The following is an 18,240-nucleotide window of genomic DNA, read 5'->3' on the forward strand; positions in this document are numbered from 1 at the left end:
GCCGGGGCGCGGGGCAGGGGAGTGCAAGGGCGTGGGCTCCGGGGTGGGGAGTGAGGCTTGCGGGGTGGGGAGTGAGCGGCGTTCACGGAGGGGGCGTTCACGCGGGGCCCCCTTTTAAAGGGGGCCCCGCGCGTGATCGTCTGGGCGCGTGTACGGCGTGGACGCTCGCGTGATCGCTTGACCTGCGGTTTTGCGGTGAACGTGGACGCCGTGAGCGGTTCACGGCGGGGTGTTCGCGTGAGGGCCGCGTGTACGGTCGCGTGATCGCTCTCGTGCGGGCCGATCGGGGTTCAGCCGACGGCGGTGAGGTGGCGTGCGGAGGGGTAGTAGCGGGTCTGCTGTCCGCCTCCGGTTCCTCCGGCGATGCCGTCGGCCTTGGTGGCCAGGCCGCTGTCGACGAGGCGGGCGAGGTGGCGTCGTGCCTTCTCGACGTCGGCACGTTCGGGGTCGCCTCCACCGATCAGGATGGCCGCCAGGTCGCGGGCGGTCAGCCCGCTGGGGGCGTTGCGCAGCAGGACGGCGGGGTCCTTGCTGGGGTCGACCGTGGTGGTGCCGCGCACGTGGTCGTGGGTGACGTCGAGCGGGCCGATCTCCCCGGTGGGGGTCTTGAGGTGGTGCAGGGTGACCGCCGGGTCGCCTGCCCGGCCGGTGATGAAGAGGACGCTGCCCGCGCCGGCGGTGATCCAGGTGGAGCCGTAGACCTGGTCCAGGGCGGGGCGCTGGCCGCGTGGAGCGTCGGCGGTGGCCTTGCGCTGGTGGTGCAGCTCCAGGATCTCCACGCCGCCTCGCAGGGCGCGCATGCGGGCGTTGTGGAAGGCGACCGCGAGGCTGTCGTCGACCATCGTGCTCACCGCGTCCTTGAGGCTGTCGATCACGATAGTGTCGGCGCGATGGGCGGCGGCGAGGTCGGCGAGGAGGTCGGGCTCCTTGTCGAGGGTGGCGGGCAGCGGGCCCTCCCAGACCACGAGACGCTCGCGCAGGATCTTCTCGTCGGTGGGGAAGACGCGGCGGTCCATCGCCCGGGCGATCTGCCGGGGCCGGTCCATGGCCAGGTAGAGCACCCGCCTGCTGGGGGCGACCGGCATCTCCAGGACCGTCTCCTGCAGACCGAGGCGGGCGAAGACCACCTGGTGGGCCAGGGTGGTCTTGCCGACACCCGGAGCGCCGACGATCATCAGGCTCTCGCCCGGCGCCCAGACGGTCTTCTCACGGGTGCCCCACAAGGGCTCGGCGTCCGCGCCGGTCTCCTTGACGAAGGACCACCCGTCCCTGGCGAAGCGGTTCAGGCGCCCCTGTCCCGAGGCGAGTGCCTGCTCGCGCTCGGCCCGCATCTCCGCTTCGACCTCGCTGCGTATCGCCTCGGGGTCGGCGCCCGGCTCCTGGGCGCGCTGGGCGGTGCGTATCGCGGAGGCGAGCAGGCGGCGGAGGTTGGCCTTCTCGCGGATGATCTCCGCGTGGTACTCCGCGCTGCCGGTGCCGTAGTGCACGTCGGCGAGCTGGTGAAGGTAGGGACGGCCGCCGACGCGCTCCAGGTCCCCCTGCTGCTGGAGCACCTCGGTGAGGACGATCGGGTCGGTCGGCTTGTCCTCGCGGTGCTGGGCAAGCAGCGCACGCCAGATGGTCTCGTGGGCCGGCCGGTAAAAGACGCCCTCGCCCAGAACCGGCCGGACCGCGTCGATGATGTCGGCGTTGTGCATGCAGGCGCCGAGGACCGCGCGCTCGGCGTCCACGTTGTACGGAGGCTCCGCCGCGCCCCGCGTCGGCTCGGGTTCCCTGAAGCGGGATGGCGTATTCGGTTGGGGATCGGCCATACTGGGCATCAGCTCCTCTGCTCGCGGGCCATATGGGACGGCAATCCCGGACTCCGCGGGTCGATCGCTAGGGATGGCGGTTGAGAGGTTTGCGCTTGAGCCCCCGGCAATGCCGGGGGCTTCATTCATGTGACGTGCGGTCGCACGGACTCCTCGGGTTGGTGGCGTGGTAGGGACCACCAGTATGCCACATGAATTGCAAACTGCAGAAGTGTTCTGCATCTCGCAGGAGGCATGCTACTGTTATGAGGTCACTGCGATCGGCAGGAGACTGCTACGAACGGAAGGGGGAGGGCATGTCCGATGAAGGCCCCCAGCAGGGCGTGTTGCTCAGCGGCGAGGCGAACGTCGCGGTGCGCATCAAGCTGGAGCGCGAGGCGCGCGGCTGGAGCACCAACGCCCTGTCCGACCGCCTGAACGAGGCTGGCTTCGAGATGAACCCCTCCGCGGTCTGGCGCATCGAGAACGGCAAGCGCCGTATCAACCTCGACGAGGCCATCGGCTTCGCCGAGGTCTTCGGCCTCGCCCTGCGCAACCTCGTCGGCCCCCCGCAGCTCGCCGCCCAGGCCCGCGCCATGGAACTCATCGACGCCGTCGTGGACGCGTTCCGCGAGACTCAGCGGGCCAATGCCGCCTACGCCAAGGCGAGCGATGCCCTCGACGCGTATCTCGCCGAGCACCCGGATATCCGCGAGGAGGCAGACGTGATGGTCTCCAACGCCATGGCCGAGGCGTCCACCAAGCATCTGCTGGAGACGTACGGACCGCAGCCCGGCGAGCACCGCGATGCCGATCCCGCAGACGAGGTGTAGCCGCCGGCTCTTACTCCCGTCCTGGACCCGCAAACCCCCAGTTCGGGCATCTCACCCTCATCCCTAGCGATCGACCGGCAGGCCGGTGTTGCCGCACCACACGTCTGCCAGAAGAGGACTCACCCCTTGCGTCAACCCGCAATACCCCCCGCCTCCGCAGCGACTCCGCACGCCGAGGCAGCCTTCCCGCGCCTCTACCTCCCCGAGGAAGTTGCCGCCGTCCTCGGCTGCTCCGCCTGGTGGGTGAAGGATCGTGCCCGCCGACGGCTCATCCCGTTCACCCGCGTCGGCCGCGCCTGCCGCTTCTCGGATGATCACCTCGCCGAGATCATCCGCATGCACGAAGAGCGCCCGGCTCGGAATCCGCAGCGCCCCAGCGGCATGACTGCGTCTGCTCCGCAGCCTCCGGTTCATCGGCAGAGCGAGGGGCCTGCCCCCGCACGCAGCCTCAAGGCCCGGCCACCGCGCCGCATGCTCAGGTCCCAGTACGGCACCGCCGCTTAACGCACCCCACACGACAGAAGGGAGGGAACTCAGTGGGGTACGCAGAGAAGCGCGCCAGCTACTGGCGCGGGCGGTACAAGATCGAGGATGGCAAGTACGGCACGGTCTCCGATTCCACGGGTGCCGTGGTCAAGTTCGCCACCAAGCGCGAAGCCAAGCAAGCCGCAGACGCCGAAGAGGTCAACGTCCGGCGCGGCCAGTGGCGCGACCCGGGCCTCGGCCAGGAGACCTTCGGCGAGTATGCAAGCCGCTGGTACGAAGCCCAGGACCTGGCCGCCTCGACCATGCAGAACTACAAGCGCCACATTGAGGAGCACCTGCTCCCCGACTTCGAGGACAAGGCGCTCGCCGGCATCCTGCGCACGGACGTCGCCGCCTGGGAGAAGAAGGAGAAGGCCGTGTACGCGGCCTCCAGCGTCAAGACCTGGCGCTCGACCCTCCACCTGATCTTCGAGGACGCGATCGACGAGGGTCTGATCACCTCCAACCCGGCCGCCAGGCGGCGAGGGCGTGGCAAGCGCGCCGGCCGCTCGCGGGACCGCGGTCCGGAGAAGGTCGTCACCGACGCCCTCGGCATCCTCCTGACCGCCGAGCGAGCGGCCCTGCTCTCTGGCCGCGACGACGAGTTCGTCGCCGTGGTCCTCAAGGGCTACACCGGAAAGCGCTGGGGCGAAATCGTCGGCCTGGAAACGCAGTTCGTCCGCCCCGGCGTGTTCCGTGTCGAGTGGCAGCTGTACGAGCTGGACACCGGTGAGCTGGTGCGCTGTCCGCCGAAGGACGACAGCTACCGCAACATCGACTCGATGGGCTGGCTGTCGTCACTGGTCTTCGACCACATCGCCCGTACGAAGCCGACGCCCTGCCCCTGCCACGGGAGGACGTACGTCTTCCGGGGCCAGGGGGCAGCGCGTACCGGTGGGCACCAAGGCGCGAAGCTCGTCGACGTCGCGCGGCTGGCGGGCGTCTCCACGGGGACGGTCTCCAACGTCCTCAACCGACCCGACCGGGTCGCCGAGGCCACCCGAGTGCGGGTCGAGAAAGCCATCGCCGACCTCGGATTCGTACGGGGCGGCACGATATCGGAGCACGCGGCCCACTGGCGCAGGAACGGCCTCGCCACCTGGCTGTTCACCCCGGCGGCCTCCGGCTGGTACCCGAAGAAGGCGCCGCAGGAGGCCCGCCCCGTGCCCATCCTCGGCGAACCGTGGCCCGGCGTCCCCGCACGAGGGCGCGGCGCCACCGATCGCGCCGATGCCTGCTGGCTCCCGATCGCCAAGGGCCTCACACCCCACGGCTTCCGGCACACCCATCGGACGATGATGGAGGACCTGGGCACCGAGAAGGTGCTCATGGACGAGCGCATGGGTCACCTCGACGGTTCGGTCTCCGCGCGCTACGCCCACGTCACCCCCGGCATGCGAGAACGCCTCAAGCTCGGCCTGACCCAGCAGTGGGAGGCAGCGCTCGACGCACGCCTGGCCCTGTGCCCGACGTCACCGGTGCGCATCCTCAACGACCTCCTGCGCGCACGCGCTGCCGTCCCCCGGTAGCCCCACCCGGTGCCCCACAACACTGTTGTGGGGCACCGCTGGTTTTCTCGTACGAGGGCGGCGCCGACTGGTGCGCCGGCGCCAGCTGCCGCCCAGCCAGCACCGGAGCCTCCGCGGCGGACGGCCTGTTAGTTCTCAGTACTGCGCTGATCTGCCCCTAGCATTCGGATGTGGCGCCACACATGCTCGTAGCTGCGGTGCACCGCGCGCATCCAGGAAGGAACAGAGTGCCAGTCGGCGGCCACCTCGCGCTCGCCCCAGGCTACTTGCATGATCTGGTGATCACCGGCGAAGTCCTCGACGAGATCGCGGCGCAGGAAGAGTAGATGGCCGCGCCAGGGCTTGTCCGCGCGGAAGACTGCCGAGGCTCGTCGGCCATCCAGGCCCACGAGGTCCACACTGCCAGGCAGTTGGCGCAGGCCGAACCTGGTAGCGAACTCGAACGATGGCACGTCGTAGCCTCCGCCGAGCCCGATCTCCGAAGTGCTGTCGGGGGAGAAGTCCACGGCGACCTGGCCGAACCCGATGCCGTCGTCCTGCCAGTCGCCACGCAGCGCCCGGTGCGGGAAGGCGCCCTGGGCATCGTCGTCGAACGTCAGCTCGAACCGGGGGCTCCAAGGCATCTCAGCGGCCAGCACGTCGCGGACCATCGGCAGCGGAGGGAAGAAATGGTTTCCCGGATATTGGCGCTCCCTGGCCAGCTGCCGAGCGGGTTCCACGTCCTCCGGTTTCAGCAGAAGGGTGCGGAAGAACCCGAACACCGTCCGCCCGTCGTGGCGGTGGTCCAGATATCCCTCGACCAGAAGCCAGCCGCCGTCCACTCCGTGGATCTCCTCGGGTGACCACAGATGGTCTGGGACAGCCACCGTCCCCGAGGGGAGCCAGGTCTGGTCGTCGGTGGACTCCATGGGCGCCCACAGCGGAAGGGACATGGGGGCTACCGGGGGCCTGTCGGGGAAGGTTGGGTCGATGTCGGGCATCAAGCGTTCTGCGTCCCCGAGTGGCGCTGGTGTGCGGCCATCGTCCACGAGGCGGCCGACCATTTCGTGGTAGGCGATCCAGCCGTACTTCTTGCCGTACCGCTCTACCCTCCTTTTGGTGCCGTAAGGCCGCTCGGCGTCCGCGGCAATGGACTGGTCGACCGTGCCGAATTCCTTCTCGCGCCAGCCCAGTTCCCAGACCCGAGCCATTACCTCGGCGCGGGCCCTGCGGTAGTCGGGGTGGTCAAAGTCGTAGTTGTCCCTGCCGTTGATGGCGGCCCCGATGATGTAATTCTCGAAGTCGAAGCCGAATGTGCGGTCGCACTCATCGGCGTTGGGGTCGTCGTCCTCCATCACCTCAGCGGGTGCCAGGGCGGCGAACCTCGGCGCGAAGGCATCGACCCCGTCCGGGACGGCGGCGGGGTGCAGAGCGCCAGCGAATTCACAGGTGGCCCGTACGTAGCCGCGCAGTTGCTCGTGCGAGGTGGGTGTGTTCCCGCCCTCCAGGAAGCGGTCGCGCAGCTGCATCAGCCAATCCCGCAGCGCGCGTTCGAGCGGGCCGCCGGGATCGGGCATCTGGTGGGTGCCAGCGGCCCCGAACGCTGCGGCGACGATGCGTTCGACGACGTAGGGGTCGTCAACGTCGAGCATCTGGGCGGCGAGGTCGAACAGGCGCTTGGGTTCTGGCCGGCCGTATCGCTGGAGGGCTTTCGTCGCCAGGTCCCGCATGCTCGTATCCGTGGAAGTCAGCAGCCAGGCGATGGCCAGCGCGTTCAGGTCGTCGCTCTCGGCGCGATTGCTGCTTCCGGACCACCTGTCGATCGCTCGTTCCAGGTCCGCCGTCAGTCGGCCTGGAGCCTGGCCTCGAGCCCATTCGGTCCAGCGCAGGTCACGTTCGGGAAGGGGCAGCTGGCGCAGGACGCGGTCGAGGAATACGGCATTCAGGCGGTGCGGGGCGGATCTGCGGATCTCCCACAGACGGCCGAACGCTGGTCGGCCTTTCCTCTTGCTGGGACGCGCGGCAACGAGCGCGGTTGCGAGCGCATCGACGGTCTCATTGTCGAGGAAGTCCGACTCGGTGGTGAGTTCCTGGGCGAGCACCAACGAACGGTGCTCATCCGGGGCGACGCGCCACAGGTGGTGCCGGGTGAAGCGGCGTGGAAGCAATGAGATGAGACCGATGAGGATGTCCTCGCCGAGGGGGTGCGCTTGGTCGCCCACGAGGGACTGCCAGAGAGCCCCGTCCGCGAGCTGTTCGTTGACGTCTGCGGGTGGAATGCGCACCAGAATCGCGTCGGCGATCAAGTATCCAGCGAGGCGGTCAAAAACGAAGCCGCACTCAGTGTCCTCGGAACCCCTGATCTCCTCGCGGAAGATCACTCCCTCCTCTACGAGGCGCCGGAACAGGCTTTCGTCCCAGTTCGGCTGGCCAGCGTCGAGGATTCCTCGCGCTTCGTCGAACGGAAGCCGACGGACGTTGTGCGTCCACATGTGTCTCGCCAGGACCGTGAGGCGGCGCTGGATCTGGTCGGCCGGGACCGGGATGCGGGCCGGATCCTGGGCCAGCCGCTGTACCACGCCCTCGCGGTACAACTCGAAGACGCCGATGAGGGACTGAGGCAGCGCCTCTACGCCCACCGGCACTCGGCGTTCGTGGTTTGCGGCCTCGCAGTACATGCGGACGAAGAGCGGGTTGTGGAACTCTCCCATCGGTAGCCAGGCGTCGGCCGGGTTGATCAGGTAATGACGGAAGTAGACGCGGAGGATGTCGTCGACTTCCGCGCGCTGCCATTCCAGTTCCAGGGGCACCGTGTCCTTCGGGAGGGCCTGGTCGGCGAGCGCTTCGCGGAGGGTGACGATCAGCGCCACGTGAGGGTAGGCGCCCAGGGTCGGTGCCAATCCGGCGAGCAGTGTTCTCCATTCCGAGGGTCGTTCGGCCTCGTTCAGGCCGTCGATGATCAACGGAATCCGGCAGCCGGCGCGGTTACCGGCTGAGTTGAGAGCTTCCAGCAGGTCCTCGAAGTAGTCGACCTTAAGTCCGGGGATCTTTCGCGCGAGGTCGTCGAGGGTCCCGCCGGCTCGCAGGTTCCCGCCCTGGATGAAGACTCCTGCCGTGGGCTGGTCGTTCGGTGAGGTCATCTGCGCGGCAAGGTGCGTCTTGCCCTGTCCTGCGGCGGCGATGACGGCGAGCAGGGGGGCTTCGGTGTCCGCCCGCGTGTCGTGCAGCCACTGGACGACGTCGCGGATCTCCGCGCCGAGACCGGTGACCAGCAGTGCCTCGGGCAGGCGACGCTGCCTCAGTTTGAGCACCAGGCGTCGCAGCGTTCGGGGAGAGGTTGCGGGCGGCCGCTGTTCGGCAAGGCGCTCACGGACTTCCCAGGGCCGGAGGCTCCTTCCGGCGTCAAGGACCTCCCGCAGGTCGTCGACGAACCGGTCCAGGTCGTCGGCAATCTCTACGGTGTCTTGGTGGAAGGTGTTGTCGAGGCTGGCGATGGCTGTGCGCAGTGCGTGGATCCGGGCTGCGATGTCGTCGGTGCGCTGTTGCAGCCACTCGAACGACGCCGGGCGCAGCAAGGCCCGGTCGATGCGATGCTCCACGTGGTGGGAGGTGTGGAGCCGTGGCGTCCACCGTGCCTCGACGGGTGCAACAGATCGCTTGTGGGCTTGTGCCAGTACGTCTGCGGTGAGGGCGAGTTCACCGAAGAAGGTGGAGCGGAGCTCGTCGTGTCCCGCGAGCTGGTCGTCGTAGTTCTCGGTGGACCAGAGTTTGACGCTGACCCCCTGCTGACCGAGTCCGTTGATCCATTCCTCGTCCCCCTTGGCGGGCCGCTCTGGAAGACACAGCACAAAGTCAGTCAGCCCTACGACGTGCTCGATCGCCTTGGAGAGTGACTCCTTGATCTGCTTGCGCTGGTTTGCGCTGAGCTCGTTCTTGCTGTTGAGGATGAACCACTTGCACGACCAACCCCAGACGCGGCCGGGGTCGCCGAGAGCACCGGCGTGGTCGACGTGCAGGTAGAACTCGACGCCGGGCTGGTTGCGGCGCTCCCGCATCGTGCCCAGCGCGCCGTAGCGGCGGGAGACGATTGCCCGTGTGAGCGCTTCGAAGTTCCGGTCGGCGGCGCCGGGCAGACGTTCCAGATCAGTCAGATCCACTGTCGCTCCGAGTGCTTGCATCCGTCCGAGTGATCGTGTCCTCATCCCATTTGTGACGGGAGAAGATCTCGACTTTCGCGCCGTAGTGGAGAAGTGCCTTCAGGAATCCCTGGACATCGGACTCGTCCGTCCAGATCCGGACTGCCTCTCCGGTGCGGGTGACGGTGTGGTCAAGGGCGAAGACGTCGACGTCGTACCGCCCCATGTCGTACGCCTTCATTTCGGCGAGTGCTTCGCCCAGTTCGCGAGGCATGCGCTCGCCAGGGCTCTGCCAGTCGTCATCGGACCACGCGTCCTCGGCAAGAGCCTTCAGAGCCTCCATGCGCTCCTCCGCTGCCTTGGCACCGGTGACCGTCTGAAACTGGCCGATCAAGACCAGGTCCATCGAGTGCTCCGAGCCGTAGCCGTTCCAGATCCTCATCGTGCCTCCCTCAACGCCTGCACGGCTTCCATGATGGAGTCCCCGACTGACAATCCCGTTGGCGCATAGGCGTGAGGGCGCAGGACGCCGGTCGCGTCGACATGCATGTGCGCGTCGAGGGGTCGCTCGCCTGGGACGGCGTCCGCCGTGGGCAGCGTGGCTTCGAGGCCGGTTCGGGAGATCGCGAGCTGAACCCCGTTCCTGGCGGCCGCGGTCCACTCGACGAGGCGCTGAGCGTCGGCGTCGCTGATACCGGGAGTTGCCGCGGTTGGCTGCTCCGGAAGAAGCAGGAGTTCGGACGCGCCGACCTCGTCGGCGAACTCTGCGAGGTCATCCAGTTCGCCGACCGTGTCGGCATTGATGACAGCGTTGATGCCGAACGGGGCGAGAGAGCCGAGCAACCCGGCCGCCTGGACAACGGCTGCGAACGGCCGGCCGCGGAGCCGCTCGTAGGTGGCTGCTACCCCGTCGACTGACAGGCGGACGAAGTGCACGGCCCCGCGCAGGGATTCGACGAGTTCGGGTGTGAGCCGGTGCCCATGCGTCGTGAAGGTGACCGCCATAGACGTGGACTGGGCTATGTCCGAACACAACTGGGCGAACCTTCGGTACGCGGTCGGTTCCCCTCCTCCGAAGCCAACCCCGAGGCACCCGGCAGCATCGAGTTCGGCCGCCCACGCGACTACACGCTCCCTGTCGAGCGCGGCGGCGTGCTTGGGCGCATAGCAGTAGGCGCAGCGGAGTTCGCAGGCGTTGGTCAGCGCGATGGACAGGTACCGCGGAGCACGGGAGAACTGCTCAACGGGAACAGGCACCTCGTCGAGGAGCACGTTCATCCCCGAGTCACGGTCGAACAGGTGAACACCGGCTGCGGACAGGCGAATCTTGCACGTCACCGACAGCATGATGCCACCGCTGCCAGTGATGCCGGGAGGGAGCGTGCAAGGTCGTCGGTGCAGTGCCCGCAGTGGGGCGTCGGGAGCGTTGTAACTGAGCGCGGCACTATGAGGGCGCCACGGCGACGACCAGCATCAAGGTGGAGCGGCTGTAGGAATGACGGCTGGGGTCCCCGATGCGGTTGGCCCCGGGGACCATGCCCTGCGTAATCACCCTTACAGGTCGAACAAACTCTCCTGGAAGTTCTCGACGACATCCCGTCGCGGGTAGAACAGGCCCAGCAGCAGAAAAGTTTTGGGGCGGGCCGCGACGTTTCCGACGAAGCAGTGCACGGCCTTCTCCGGAGAGATCATCCGGTCGAACCAGCGCTCGCGGAGCTTCTCCTCCACGTCGTCCTTCCCATACTGGCGAAAAAACTTGCGGTACGACTCGCCCGCCTCCCAGTCCCTCAGCCCCATGTCGTGACCACCGCACTCCCGATCCGCGCATCGGAAGCTGTACCGGAACTCAAGTGGCACCCACTCCAGTTGGCGAAGGTCCTGCGCGAGTAGATCCAACTGGTCAGCCAGGGCCGCCTTTGAAGCTGGCCAGGGCTCAGCAGGAGCGAAGCGGAAGCCGGTGAACTCTTCTGGGCGGAAGACACCAAGCGATGTCCCTCGCCGTTCCTGGTCCCGCTTTATGGAGCACAAGGACGGCGCCACGAGGGGCTGAACATGCGAGAAGCGTTCACGCCAGCCGTCCGCTGTCCCGAGACGCTCGATGACCTTGAGGGTCTGCAGGTTGGGGCGCAAGCTCTCGGGACGGCGGTCCCCGGGGTGTCGCTGCACGTCGACCTCGACGATCGAGTACTTGGCGAACTGGCTTTCTTCGTTCAGCAACCGGAACGGAACCGGAAAGAGCCGCACATGCTGGGGCGTTCCCTGGTCGAGCCGTATGCCGGCCACGCAGCTCGTCTCGTGGTACTTCGCGGACAGTTCCGGATAGGTCTTGACCGTGATCATGATCCGTGCGCGCTCTCGACTCCCCGATCCCATGGTTGCCCCCTCCATAGATCTCCCGATCTGATGATTGGAGGAGAGGCATGCGATGCGGGCAAGAGCGCGTGCAGGAGCGAGGGGTGAAGTCAGGCCAGGGGAATGACCGGCACGGCGGCTCGATCGCGAACCGTCTCCAGGACGACCTGCCGGTGGCAGCGGCTCTCGTCCTTCTCGAAGCACAACACCGCCACCCGCGACTGCTGGGCATGCTCCGCGAGGCGGTCAAGGTCGGCCTGTGCCTCCTGGGACCGCAGCAGGCCACGGAAGCGCGCGCGTCCCACCTCGACCCGGCCGTCCCAGAAGGGCTCCCGGTTGTCCTTCGGATTGCCCAGGCCACGCAGGTGCATGTACTCAATATCGGCCTCCGCCAGGGCATCTCCGAGGCGGGTCTTGCTGAAGCCCTTCTTGCGACTGATCGGCGTGAGCCGTACATCCGCCACGACACCGATGTGGCTGTCGACGAGCGCGGCGACGAACGAGTCTATGTCCCGCCCTTCGTATCCGGCGGACCAGAGGCCGGGCGTGACGGCCGGGACCTGGGTCGCCCGGAACAGATCATCGAGAGAGACCGCAAGTGCCTCAGCCACCGAGCCAACGGTCAGGAAACCTGGCTGGATCGCTCCCTCGCTCTCCAGGCGGCTCAGCGTTCCGACGGCGATGCCTGCCTCTTTCGCCAGCCGTTCCCGCGTCCACCCACGGTCTTCCCTTAACGCACGTACCCGCTGGGCGAGCGCACGGGCCCGGTCGTGAGAAGGAGCTGAGAGATGACCAGCCATATGCGGTGTTCCTAACGACCGTTGGGGTGGCCCGCACGGGTGTTCCTGATCAGCTACGAGCCCGGATTCGCGAATGCGCAGGTCATCGGGCGCGTGAGCGCCGCTGTTCCTGCGGCACTGGAGACTGCTCCCGGGAGAAGCCGACCAAGATCTTCTCCCAGATTTCTCCCAAGCGATCTCCAGGAACCACTCAGGGGCCCGACCCGCGCTGCGGATCAGGCCCCTGACCTGGTACTTCACTGTCGGGGTGGCGGGATTTGAACCCACGACCTCTTCGTCCCGAACGAAGCGCGCTGCCAAGCTGCGCTACACCCCGATGTCGCTGGTGGCGGGCCACTTTCGTGGTGTGTGCCGTGGCGACGTCGTTTACTTTAGCCCACCGGTGGCCGGAGACGAAATCCGGTTTTCCGGGGCGCGGTGGCGGCGTGGGCCGGGCCTGATGTGGTCCAGGGCGACGAGGAGGACGGCGAGGGCGTAGCAGGCGAGGCCCAGGATCGTGGCGTTGCCCAGGACCTCGACGAAGCCGTGCTCGGACACGTCGAGGAAGGGGTAGCGGTAGCGGGCCGGCGTGCCCGCGGGGAGGAACAGGCCCCGGGTCACCGTGTACGCCAGGTACGCGACCGGGAGGATCATCCAGGCGGCCGCGCTGTGCAGACGCAGCGCCCCCGGGCGGGTCAGCAGGAGCCAGTCCAGCGCGACCGCCACCGGGATCACCGTGTGCAGCAGCTGGTTCGTGACCGCGTGCCAGCCGGTGAGCGCCGTGGCGTCGCCCGTCATGGAGAAGGCGGTCGCGTCGTCGGCCAGGATCAGGTGGTAGACCAGGCCCGTCCCGACCGCGTACAGCAGGGTGCAGGCGGTGACGGAGGGGCGCAGCGGGTGGCGGGCCTTCCACGCCCGCCAGGCCGAGACGGTGAACACCGCGGCCACCAGGACGCTGCTCAGGATCGTGGCGTAGCTCAGGACGCGCAGCGGGGCGCCCAGGAGCAGATCGAGCGCCACGCCCGCGGCCGCCGCCAGGGCGACGAGCAGGCGGAAGGCGGCGACCAGGGGTCGGCGTACGCGCGGGACCACCGCGTACGCGGGGACGATGGGGACGGCGGAGGCGGCGGCGCTGGCGGCGATCCCGGGGATCCTGGGTATGTCCGGGATGTCCGCAGGTATGGGGGCGGTCATCCCCTCACGCTAGGAGGGGATGACAAAAGGGGCGCGGTGGGTTGAACCGGATGGGTGGGCCCGCCCCGCACCTCTACGCGGGCCCCCGGGGGCCCGGCCCGGCCCAGTCCGCTGCACAGCCCCCGACCACCTACGCCGAATCCCGCCCCGTGAGCGTCAGCAGCGTCGCCTCCGGCGGGCACGCGAACCGTACCGGTGTGTACCTGCTCGTTCCGCAGCCCGCCGACACGTGCATGTACGACGTCAGGCCCGACTCCGCCTCCGTGTACGTGGACAGGCCCTTTACCCGGTCGGTGTCCAGGTCGCAGTTGGTGACCAGGGCGCCGTAGAAGGGGATGCACAGCTGCCCGCCGTGCGTGTGGCCCGCCAGGATCAGCGGGTAGCCGTCCGCGGTGAAGGCGTCCAGTGCGCGCAGGTACGGCGCGTGCACGATGCCGAGGGAGAGGTCGGCCGCGTCGGACGGGCCGCCCGCCACGCGCGCGTACCGGTCACGCTTGACGTGCGGGTCGTCGAGCCCGGTCAGCTCGATCTCGAAACCGTCGATCTTCAGCGAGCCCCGGACGTTCGTGAGGTTCAGCCAGCCCGCCGCGTCGAAGCCGTCGCGCAGCTCCTCCCACGGGTTGTGGACGACGTTGACGGCGGGCGCGTTGCCGTTCAGCCCGTGCCGGCCCTGCGTCTTCTCGAACAGATAGCGGGCCGGGTTGCGGAGCGTGGGCCCGAAGTAGTCGTTCGAGCCGAAGACGTACGCGCCGGGGAACTCCATCAGCGGGCCGAGGGCGTCCATGACCTCCGGTACGCCCTCGGGGTCCGAGAGGTTGTCCCCGGTGTTGATGACGAAGTCGGGGCGCAGCCCGGCCAGCGAGCGCAGCCAGCGCTGCTTCTTGCGCTGCCCGCTCACCATGTGGATGTCGGAGACCTGGAGCACGCGCAGCGGTCGCATCCCGGGGGGCAGCACCGGGACCGTCACCCGCCGCAGTCTGAACGAGCGGGCTTCGAACCCCGCCGAGTAGAGCAGACCGGCGGCGCCAGCCGCCGCGATTCCCAGTGGTACTCCGTATCGCGCGCGCATACGCCCATCGTGTCAGACCCTGGACGCCCCGAAACCCACGGACGGCCCCTCGGTGGCCCGGGGACGGCCCGCGGACGACCTGCCGGAGCCGCCCGCCGAAATCCATGGGCGTCCGTCGCACCACACCTGCGACAATCGACCCCATGACCACGCTCAAGTCGAAGCTGCAGGCAGACCTCAACGCCGCGATCAAGGGACGCGACGAGCTCCGTTCCTCGACGCTCCGGCTGACCCTCGCCGCCGTCCAGAAGGAGGAGGTCGCGGGTACGCAGAAGCGCGAACTCTCCGACGACGAGGTGCAGAAGGTGATCGCCAAGGAGGCGAAGAAGCGCCGCGAGGCGGCCGAGGCCTTCGCGCAGGGCGGCCGTGCCGAGTCGGCCGAGCGCGAGAAGGCGGAGGGCGAGATCCTCGCCGAGTACCTGCCCAAGCAGCTCTCCGACGACGAGCTGCGGCAGATCGTCGCGCAGGCGGTCGAGGAGGCGAAGGCGGCCGGCGCCGAGGGCCCGCGCGCCATGGGCCAGGTCATGAAGATCGTGAACCCGAAGGTGGCCGGTCTGGCGGAGGGCGGCCGCGTCGCCGCGGAGGTCAAGAAGCGCCTCGCGGGCTGACACCCGGGCCCCGCGACCGACCCCCGGGCACTCCAGCCGGCCGCAGCCGCAGTAAAGGCCCACCCACAGCAGTACGCCGATGGGGGCGCCCCTCAGAACAAGGGGCGCCCCCATCGGCGTACAGACAGACAGACAGCCAGGCAGTCAGGCCGTCGGAAGTCAGGTCGGTCTACGGCCAGTTGCCGCCGCCACCGTTCCCGTTCCCGCCGCCGTTGCCGCCGTCGTTCCCGCCGATCGTCCACTCGTCGGGGATGGAGAAGGTCGGCGTGGGGATCTGGGGCTGGCCACCGTCGGTGCCGCCCCCGTTGTCATTTCCCCGGTTCTCCCCACGGCCGGGCCCGTCGTCCCCGTTGTTGTCGTCGCCGCGGTCCCGGTCACGGTCCTTGTCCCGGTCCTTGTCGGCGTCCGGGATGTCGACGAGGTTGAAGCCGGGGGAGTCCTTGCCGGACAGGGCGCCGGTCATGGCGTCCTTCCAGATCGGTCCGGGCACCGCGCCGCCGAAGACCTTCTCGTGCCACGTCCCGCCGATGGTGATGTTGACCATCTTGACCTTCTGGGTGGCGCTGCCGACCCAGACCGCGCCGGACAGGTTCGGCGTGTAGCCGACGAACCAGGCGTTCTTGCGGAAGTCCGTCGTACCGGTCTTGCCCGCGTTGGCGCGGTCGGTGAGACCGGCCTCCTGACCCGTACCGGAGTCGACCACACCGCTCAGCAGCGTGTTGATGGTGTCCGCGGTGGTCTCCGACATCGCGCGCGAGCACGAGGACTTCGGCACCGGCAGGGACTTCTTCTCACCGCCGAGCTTCTGGCTGATCGACGCGATCGCGATCGGCGTGCAGTACGTGCCCCGGTTGGCGAAGGCGGCGTACGCGCTCGCCATGGTCAGCGGCGAGATACCGGTGGAACCGAGGGTCATCGACGAGGGCTGCTCGGGCAGCTTGGTGCCGTTGCCCTGCACGACGCCCAGCTTGTCGGTCATGTCCACCACGGGGCACATGCCGATGTCTTCGAGCATCTGCACGAAGTAGGTGTTGACCGACAGCGCCATGGCTTTCTTCAGCGCGTACGGGCCGACCTCCGACTCGTCCTCGTTCTCGACCTTCGCGCTCTCGCTGTTGCGCCAGACCTTGCCGTCGCACGCCTGGACGCTGTCGGGGTACGGCATCTCGTACGGCGCCGGATAGGACTGCGTGGCCGGCTTGCCGCCCTCCAGGGCCGCCGCGGCCAGGAACGGCTTGAACGTCGAACCGGTCGGGAAGCCGAAGTTCGAGCCGCCCATCTTCTGGTCGACCGAGTAGTTGATCTCGGTCTCGTTCTTGCCGTAGCCGTACGGCTTCGACTGGCCCATCGCCAGGATCTTGCCGGAGCCGGGCTCGACCAGCGTCGACGCCGCCGCGACCTTGTCCGACTTGTTGACGTGGTCCTTGAGCGAGGTCTGGACCGATTTCTGCGCCTGCGGGTCGAGCGTCGTACGGATCGTCAGACCGCCCTGGTTCCAGACCTTGGCCCGCGCCTTCTGCGTCTTGCCGAAGACCGGGTCGGTCAGGAACACCTCGCGCACGTAGTCGCAGAAGAAGCTGGAGTCCTTGACGGCCGTGATGCAGCCGTTCTTCGGCTTGCTGACCTTCAGGCCGAGCGGCTTCTCCTTGGCGGCGGTGGCCTCCGCCTGCGAGATGTCGTGCACCTCGGCCATGCGCTGCAGCACCACATTGCGCCGCTTGGTGGCCTCGGCCTCGTCGTTGACCGGGTCGTACCGGGTCGGCGACTGGACGATGCCGGCCAGCAGCGCGGCCTCCTGCACCTCCAGGTCCTTGGCGGACTTGGAGAAGTAGCGCTGGGCCGCCGCCTCCACGCCGTAGGCCTGCTGCCCGAAGAACGTGATGTTCAGATAGTTCTCAAGGATCTTCTTCTTGCCCAGCTCCTCCTCGACCTGGATCGCGAACTTCAGCTCGCGGACCTTGCGGCCGAGGGTCTGCTGGGTGGCCTGGGCGACCTTCGTCGGGTCGTCGCCGGCCTCCTCCACGAAGACGTTCTTCACGTACTGCTGCGTGAGCGTCGAGGCGCCCTCCGAGACGCCGCCGCTCTGCGCGTTCTTGTTGAGGGCGCGCAGGACGCCCTTGAGGTCGACCGCGCCGTGCTCGTAGAAGCGCGCGTCCTCGATCGCGACGATCGCCTTCTGCATGTACGGCGAGATGTCCTTGAGGTCGACCACCGTGCGGTCACGTGAGTAGACCGTGGCGATCTGGCCGCCCTGGTTGTCCAGGATCGTGGTGCGCTGGCTCAGCGGTGGCCGCTTCAGGTTGGCCGGGATCTCGTCGAACCCCTCGACCGAACCCTTGGCCGCGAGGCCGAGCGCGCCGAAGGCAGGCACGGCGATCCCGGCCATGACGGCCCCCGCGAGCACACTGACACCGAGGAACTTGGCGGCCTGCTGCGTGGGAGACAGACCACCGCCCGAGCGCTTCTTTGGCATGAGGGCAGCCTACGTTCTCAATCGCCGGACACGCGTATAGGCATTGGCCTAAGCTGCTCTCAACTGTCACAGCAGTAGGACCACGTATCAATACGTCCGGCGACCCCTGATCGGTTCGGTCGACACTCGACTTTTTTGTTGAGGACGTGCCCGAATCCGCCTTATGTGTCACCTGGTGTCCGTTGTGACGCAACTCAACTGCCCCGGTTTGCCGGGAAGGTCACGTATGTCGTCGGGTCACTCCGTTGGGTGATCTGTCGCGTACCCATAGTCCATTCGGGCCATTCAAGATTGGGCCCGAAGGGGCTGGTTGACTGTGCCCACCTTCCGTAACGTCCTGAACTGGTGGCGGTGAATATGCCGCTGCCGCCGTGGGGGAGCCTCGATTCGGGAGAGGACGGCGCCGGTATGGGCTGGGTAACCGACTGGAGTGCGCAGGCGGCCTGCCGCACTACCGATCCGGATGAACTGTTCGTTCAAGGAGCAGCGCAGAACCGGGCGAAGGCAGTGTGCACCGGATGCCCGGTGCGCACGGAGTGCCTGGCCGACGCGTTGGACAACCGCGTCGAGTTCGGCGTGTGGGGAGGGATGACGGAGCGGGAGCGCCGCGCACTGCTGCGCAGGCGACCAACCGTCACCTCTTGGCGCAGGCTGCTCGAAACCGCGCGTACCGAGTACGAGCGGGGGGCGGGAATCCTGCCTCTCGACGAGGAAGAGGTGTACGAGAACTACGCAGCGGTGGGCTGACCGGACTCCGCGCACGCGGCGGACTCCCAGCGGTTCCGTATGCGCCAGAGGTGCGAGTGGCGTCCTCGGAGGTACGAGTGACGTCCACGGGACCCCCGTACGACGGCGTACGTGACATACGTGACCTACGGCGGCACATGCGTGGCCCACGGCGACCTGTGCGACATCGGCGTAGGTCCCACCGGGCGGCCCCGTGACCCCGAAAGGCTCAGGAAGCGGGCCTCGG

14 protein-coding genes and 1 tRNA gene are annotated in these 18,240 nt (G+C 68.0%); 5 read left to right on the forward strand and 10 right to left on the reverse strand.

What is annotated here, in order from left to right:
* Positions 1-290: 290 nt before the first annotated feature.
* Positions 291-1,811, reverse strand: coding sequence for a DnaB-like helicase N-terminal domain-containing protein (locus J8N05_RS07935; RefSeq protein ID WP_282108144.1), 1,521 nt, complete (start codon positions 1,809-1,811; stop codon positions 291-293).
* Positions 1,812-2,107: 296 nt separating this feature from the next.
* Between J8N05_RS07935 and J8N05_RS07940 the strand changes: the two genes are divergently transcribed.
* From J8N05_RS07940 to J8N05_RS07945, 3 genes are all read left to right on the forward strand, one after another.
* Positions 2,108-2,623: a helix-turn-helix domain-containing protein gene (locus tag J8N05_RS07940; protein WP_210881743.1), complete on the forward strand. Its 516-nt coding sequence runs from the start codon at positions 2,108-2,110 to the stop codon at positions 2,621-2,623.
* 126 nt (positions 2,624-2,749) lie between these two features.
* On the forward strand, positions 2,750-3,127 hold the full coding sequence (locus J8N05_RS47265) for a helix-turn-helix domain-containing protein (protein WP_247706191.1): 378 nt from the start codon (positions 2,750-2,752) through the stop codon (positions 3,125-3,127).
* 32 nt (positions 3,128-3,159) lie between these two features.
* The gene (locus J8N05_RS07945; RefSeq protein ID WP_210881744.1) at positions 3,160-4,677 is read left to right on the forward strand and encodes a LacI family DNA-binding transcriptional regulator; all 1,518 of its coding nucleotides are present in this window, start codon (positions 3,160-3,162) and stop codon (positions 4,675-4,677) included.
* A 128-nt stretch (positions 4,678-4,805) separates the two neighbouring features.
* On the opposite strand, the gene J8N05_RS07950 is transcribed toward J8N05_RS07945, so the two are convergent.
* The 8 genes from J8N05_RS07950 to J8N05_RS07985 form a co-directional block, all read right to left on the reverse strand.
* Positions 4,806-8,813, reverse strand: coding sequence for an NACHT domain-containing protein (locus J8N05_RS07950; RefSeq protein WP_210881745.1), 4,008 nt, complete (start codon positions 8,811-8,813; stop codon positions 4,806-4,808).
* The gene (locus J8N05_RS07955) at positions 8,800-9,234 is read right to left on the reverse strand and encodes a DUF6375 family protein (protein ID WP_210881746.1); all 435 of its coding nucleotides are present in this window, start codon (positions 9,232-9,234) and stop codon (positions 8,800-8,802) included. The genes J8N05_RS07950 and J8N05_RS07955 overlap by 14 nt, the downstream gene beginning before the upstream one ends.
* On the reverse strand, positions 9,231-10,139 hold the full coding sequence (locus tag J8N05_RS07960) for a radical SAM protein (RefSeq protein ID WP_210881747.1): 909 nt from the start codon (positions 10,137-10,139) through the stop codon (positions 9,231-9,233). The genes J8N05_RS07955 and J8N05_RS07960 overlap by 4 nt, the downstream gene beginning before the upstream one ends.
* Before the next feature lie 207 nt (positions 10,140-10,346).
* Positions 10,347-11,132 (reverse strand): hypothetical protein, encoded by a 786-nt coding sequence (locus J8N05_RS07965; protein WP_247706192.1) that lies wholly within the window; start codon positions 11,130-11,132, stop codon positions 10,347-10,349.
* 122 nt (positions 11,133-11,254) lie between these two features.
* Positions 11,255-11,944 (reverse strand): DUF488 family protein, N3 subclade, encoded by a 690-nt coding sequence (locus J8N05_RS07970; RefSeq protein ID WP_081547973.1) that lies wholly within the window; start codon positions 11,942-11,944, stop codon positions 11,255-11,257.
* Positions 11,945-12,186: 242 nt separating this feature from the next.
* Positions 12,187-12,260, reverse strand: a tRNA-Pro gene (locus J8N05_RS07975).
* A gap of 50 nt (positions 12,261-12,310) precedes the next feature.
* On the reverse strand, positions 12,311-13,117 hold the full coding sequence (locus J8N05_RS07980) for a Pr6Pr family membrane protein (RefSeq protein WP_210881748.1): 807 nt from the start codon (positions 13,115-13,117) through the stop codon (positions 12,311-12,313).
* A gap of 130 nt (positions 13,118-13,247) precedes the next feature.
* The gene (locus tag J8N05_RS07985) at positions 13,248-14,186 is read right to left on the reverse strand and encodes a metallophosphoesterase (RefSeq protein WP_210881749.1); all 939 of its coding nucleotides are present in this window, start codon (positions 14,184-14,186) and stop codon (positions 13,248-13,250) included.
* Between the two features lie 143 nt (positions 14,187-14,329).
* Between J8N05_RS07985 and J8N05_RS07990 the strand changes: the two genes are divergently transcribed.
* A complete protein-coding gene (locus tag J8N05_RS07990; protein ID WP_210881750.1) occupies positions 14,330-14,794 on the forward strand; it encodes a GatB/YqeY domain-containing protein in 465 nt (154 codons plus the stop codon).
* Between the two features lie 169 nt (positions 14,795-14,963).
* Here J8N05_RS07990 and J8N05_RS07995 read toward each other — a convergent pair whose 3' ends face one another.
* Complete coding sequence (locus J8N05_RS07995) at positions 14,964-17,267, reverse strand: transglycosylase domain-containing protein (protein WP_210881751.1); 2,304 nt, start codon at positions 17,265-17,267, stop codon at positions 14,964-14,966.
* Between the two features lie 408 nt (positions 17,268-17,675).
* Here J8N05_RS07995 and wblA point away from each other — a divergent pair, with 408 nt between their 5' ends.
* Positions 17,676-18,014 carry a transcriptional regulator WblA gene (wblA, locus tag J8N05_RS08000; protein ID WP_055515737.1) on the forward strand — a complete coding sequence of 113 codons (339 nt, stop codon included), beginning with the start codon at positions 17,676-17,678 and terminating at the stop codon, positions 18,012-18,014.
* The last annotated feature ends 226 nt before the right edge of the window (positions 18,015-18,240 follow it).

The sequence above is a fragment of the Streptomyces liliiviolaceus genome (assembly GCF_018070025.1).
Lineage (GTDB): Bacteria > Actinomycetota > Actinomycetes > Streptomycetales > Streptomycetaceae > Streptomyces > Streptomyces liliiviolaceus.

Excerpts from the sequence above, each read along its gene's own strand:
- J8N05_RS07935 (WP_282108144.1), bottom strand. The coding sequence starts at position 1,811 with ATGGCCGATCCCCAACCGAATACGCCATCCCGCTTCAGGGAACCCGAG.
- J8N05_RS07940 (WP_210881743.1), top strand. The coding sequence starts at position 2,108 with ATGTCCGATGAAGGCCCCCAGCAGGGCGTGTTGCTCAGCGGCGAGGCG.
- J8N05_RS07955 (WP_210881746.1), bottom strand. The coding sequence starts at position 9,234 with ATGAGGATCTGGAACGGCTACGGCTCGGAGCACTCGATGGACCTGGTC.
- J8N05_RS07960 (WP_210881747.1), bottom strand. The coding sequence starts at position 10,139 with ATGCTGTCGGTGACGTGCAAGATTCGCCTGTCCGCAGCCGGTGTTCAC.
- J8N05_RS07965 (WP_247706192.1), bottom strand. The coding sequence starts at position 11,132 with ATGATCACGGTCAAGACCTATCCGGAACTGTCCGCGAAGTACCACGAG.
- J8N05_RS07970 (WP_081547973.1), bottom strand. The coding sequence starts at position 11,944 with ATGGCTGGTCATCTCTCAGCTCCTTCTCACGACCGGGCCCGTGCGCTC.
- J8N05_RS07980 (WP_210881748.1), bottom strand. The coding sequence starts at position 13,117 with ATGACCGCCCCCATACCTGCGGACATCCCGGACATACCCAGGATCCCC.
- J8N05_RS07985 (WP_210881749.1), bottom strand. The coding sequence starts at position 14,186 with ATGCGCGCGCGATACGGAGTACCACTGGGAATCGCGGCGGCTGGCGCC.
- J8N05_RS07990 (WP_210881750.1), top strand. The coding sequence starts at position 14,330 with ATGACCACGCTCAAGTCGAAGCTGCAGGCAGACCTCAACGCCGCGATC.
- J8N05_RS07995 (WP_210881751.1), bottom strand. The coding sequence starts at position 17,267 with ATGCCAAAGAAGCGCTCGGGCGGTGGTCTGTCTCCCACGCAGCAGGCC.
- wblA (WP_055515737.1), top strand. The coding sequence starts at position 17,676 with ATGGGCTGGGTAACCGACTGGAGTGCGCAGGCGGCCTGCCGCACTACC.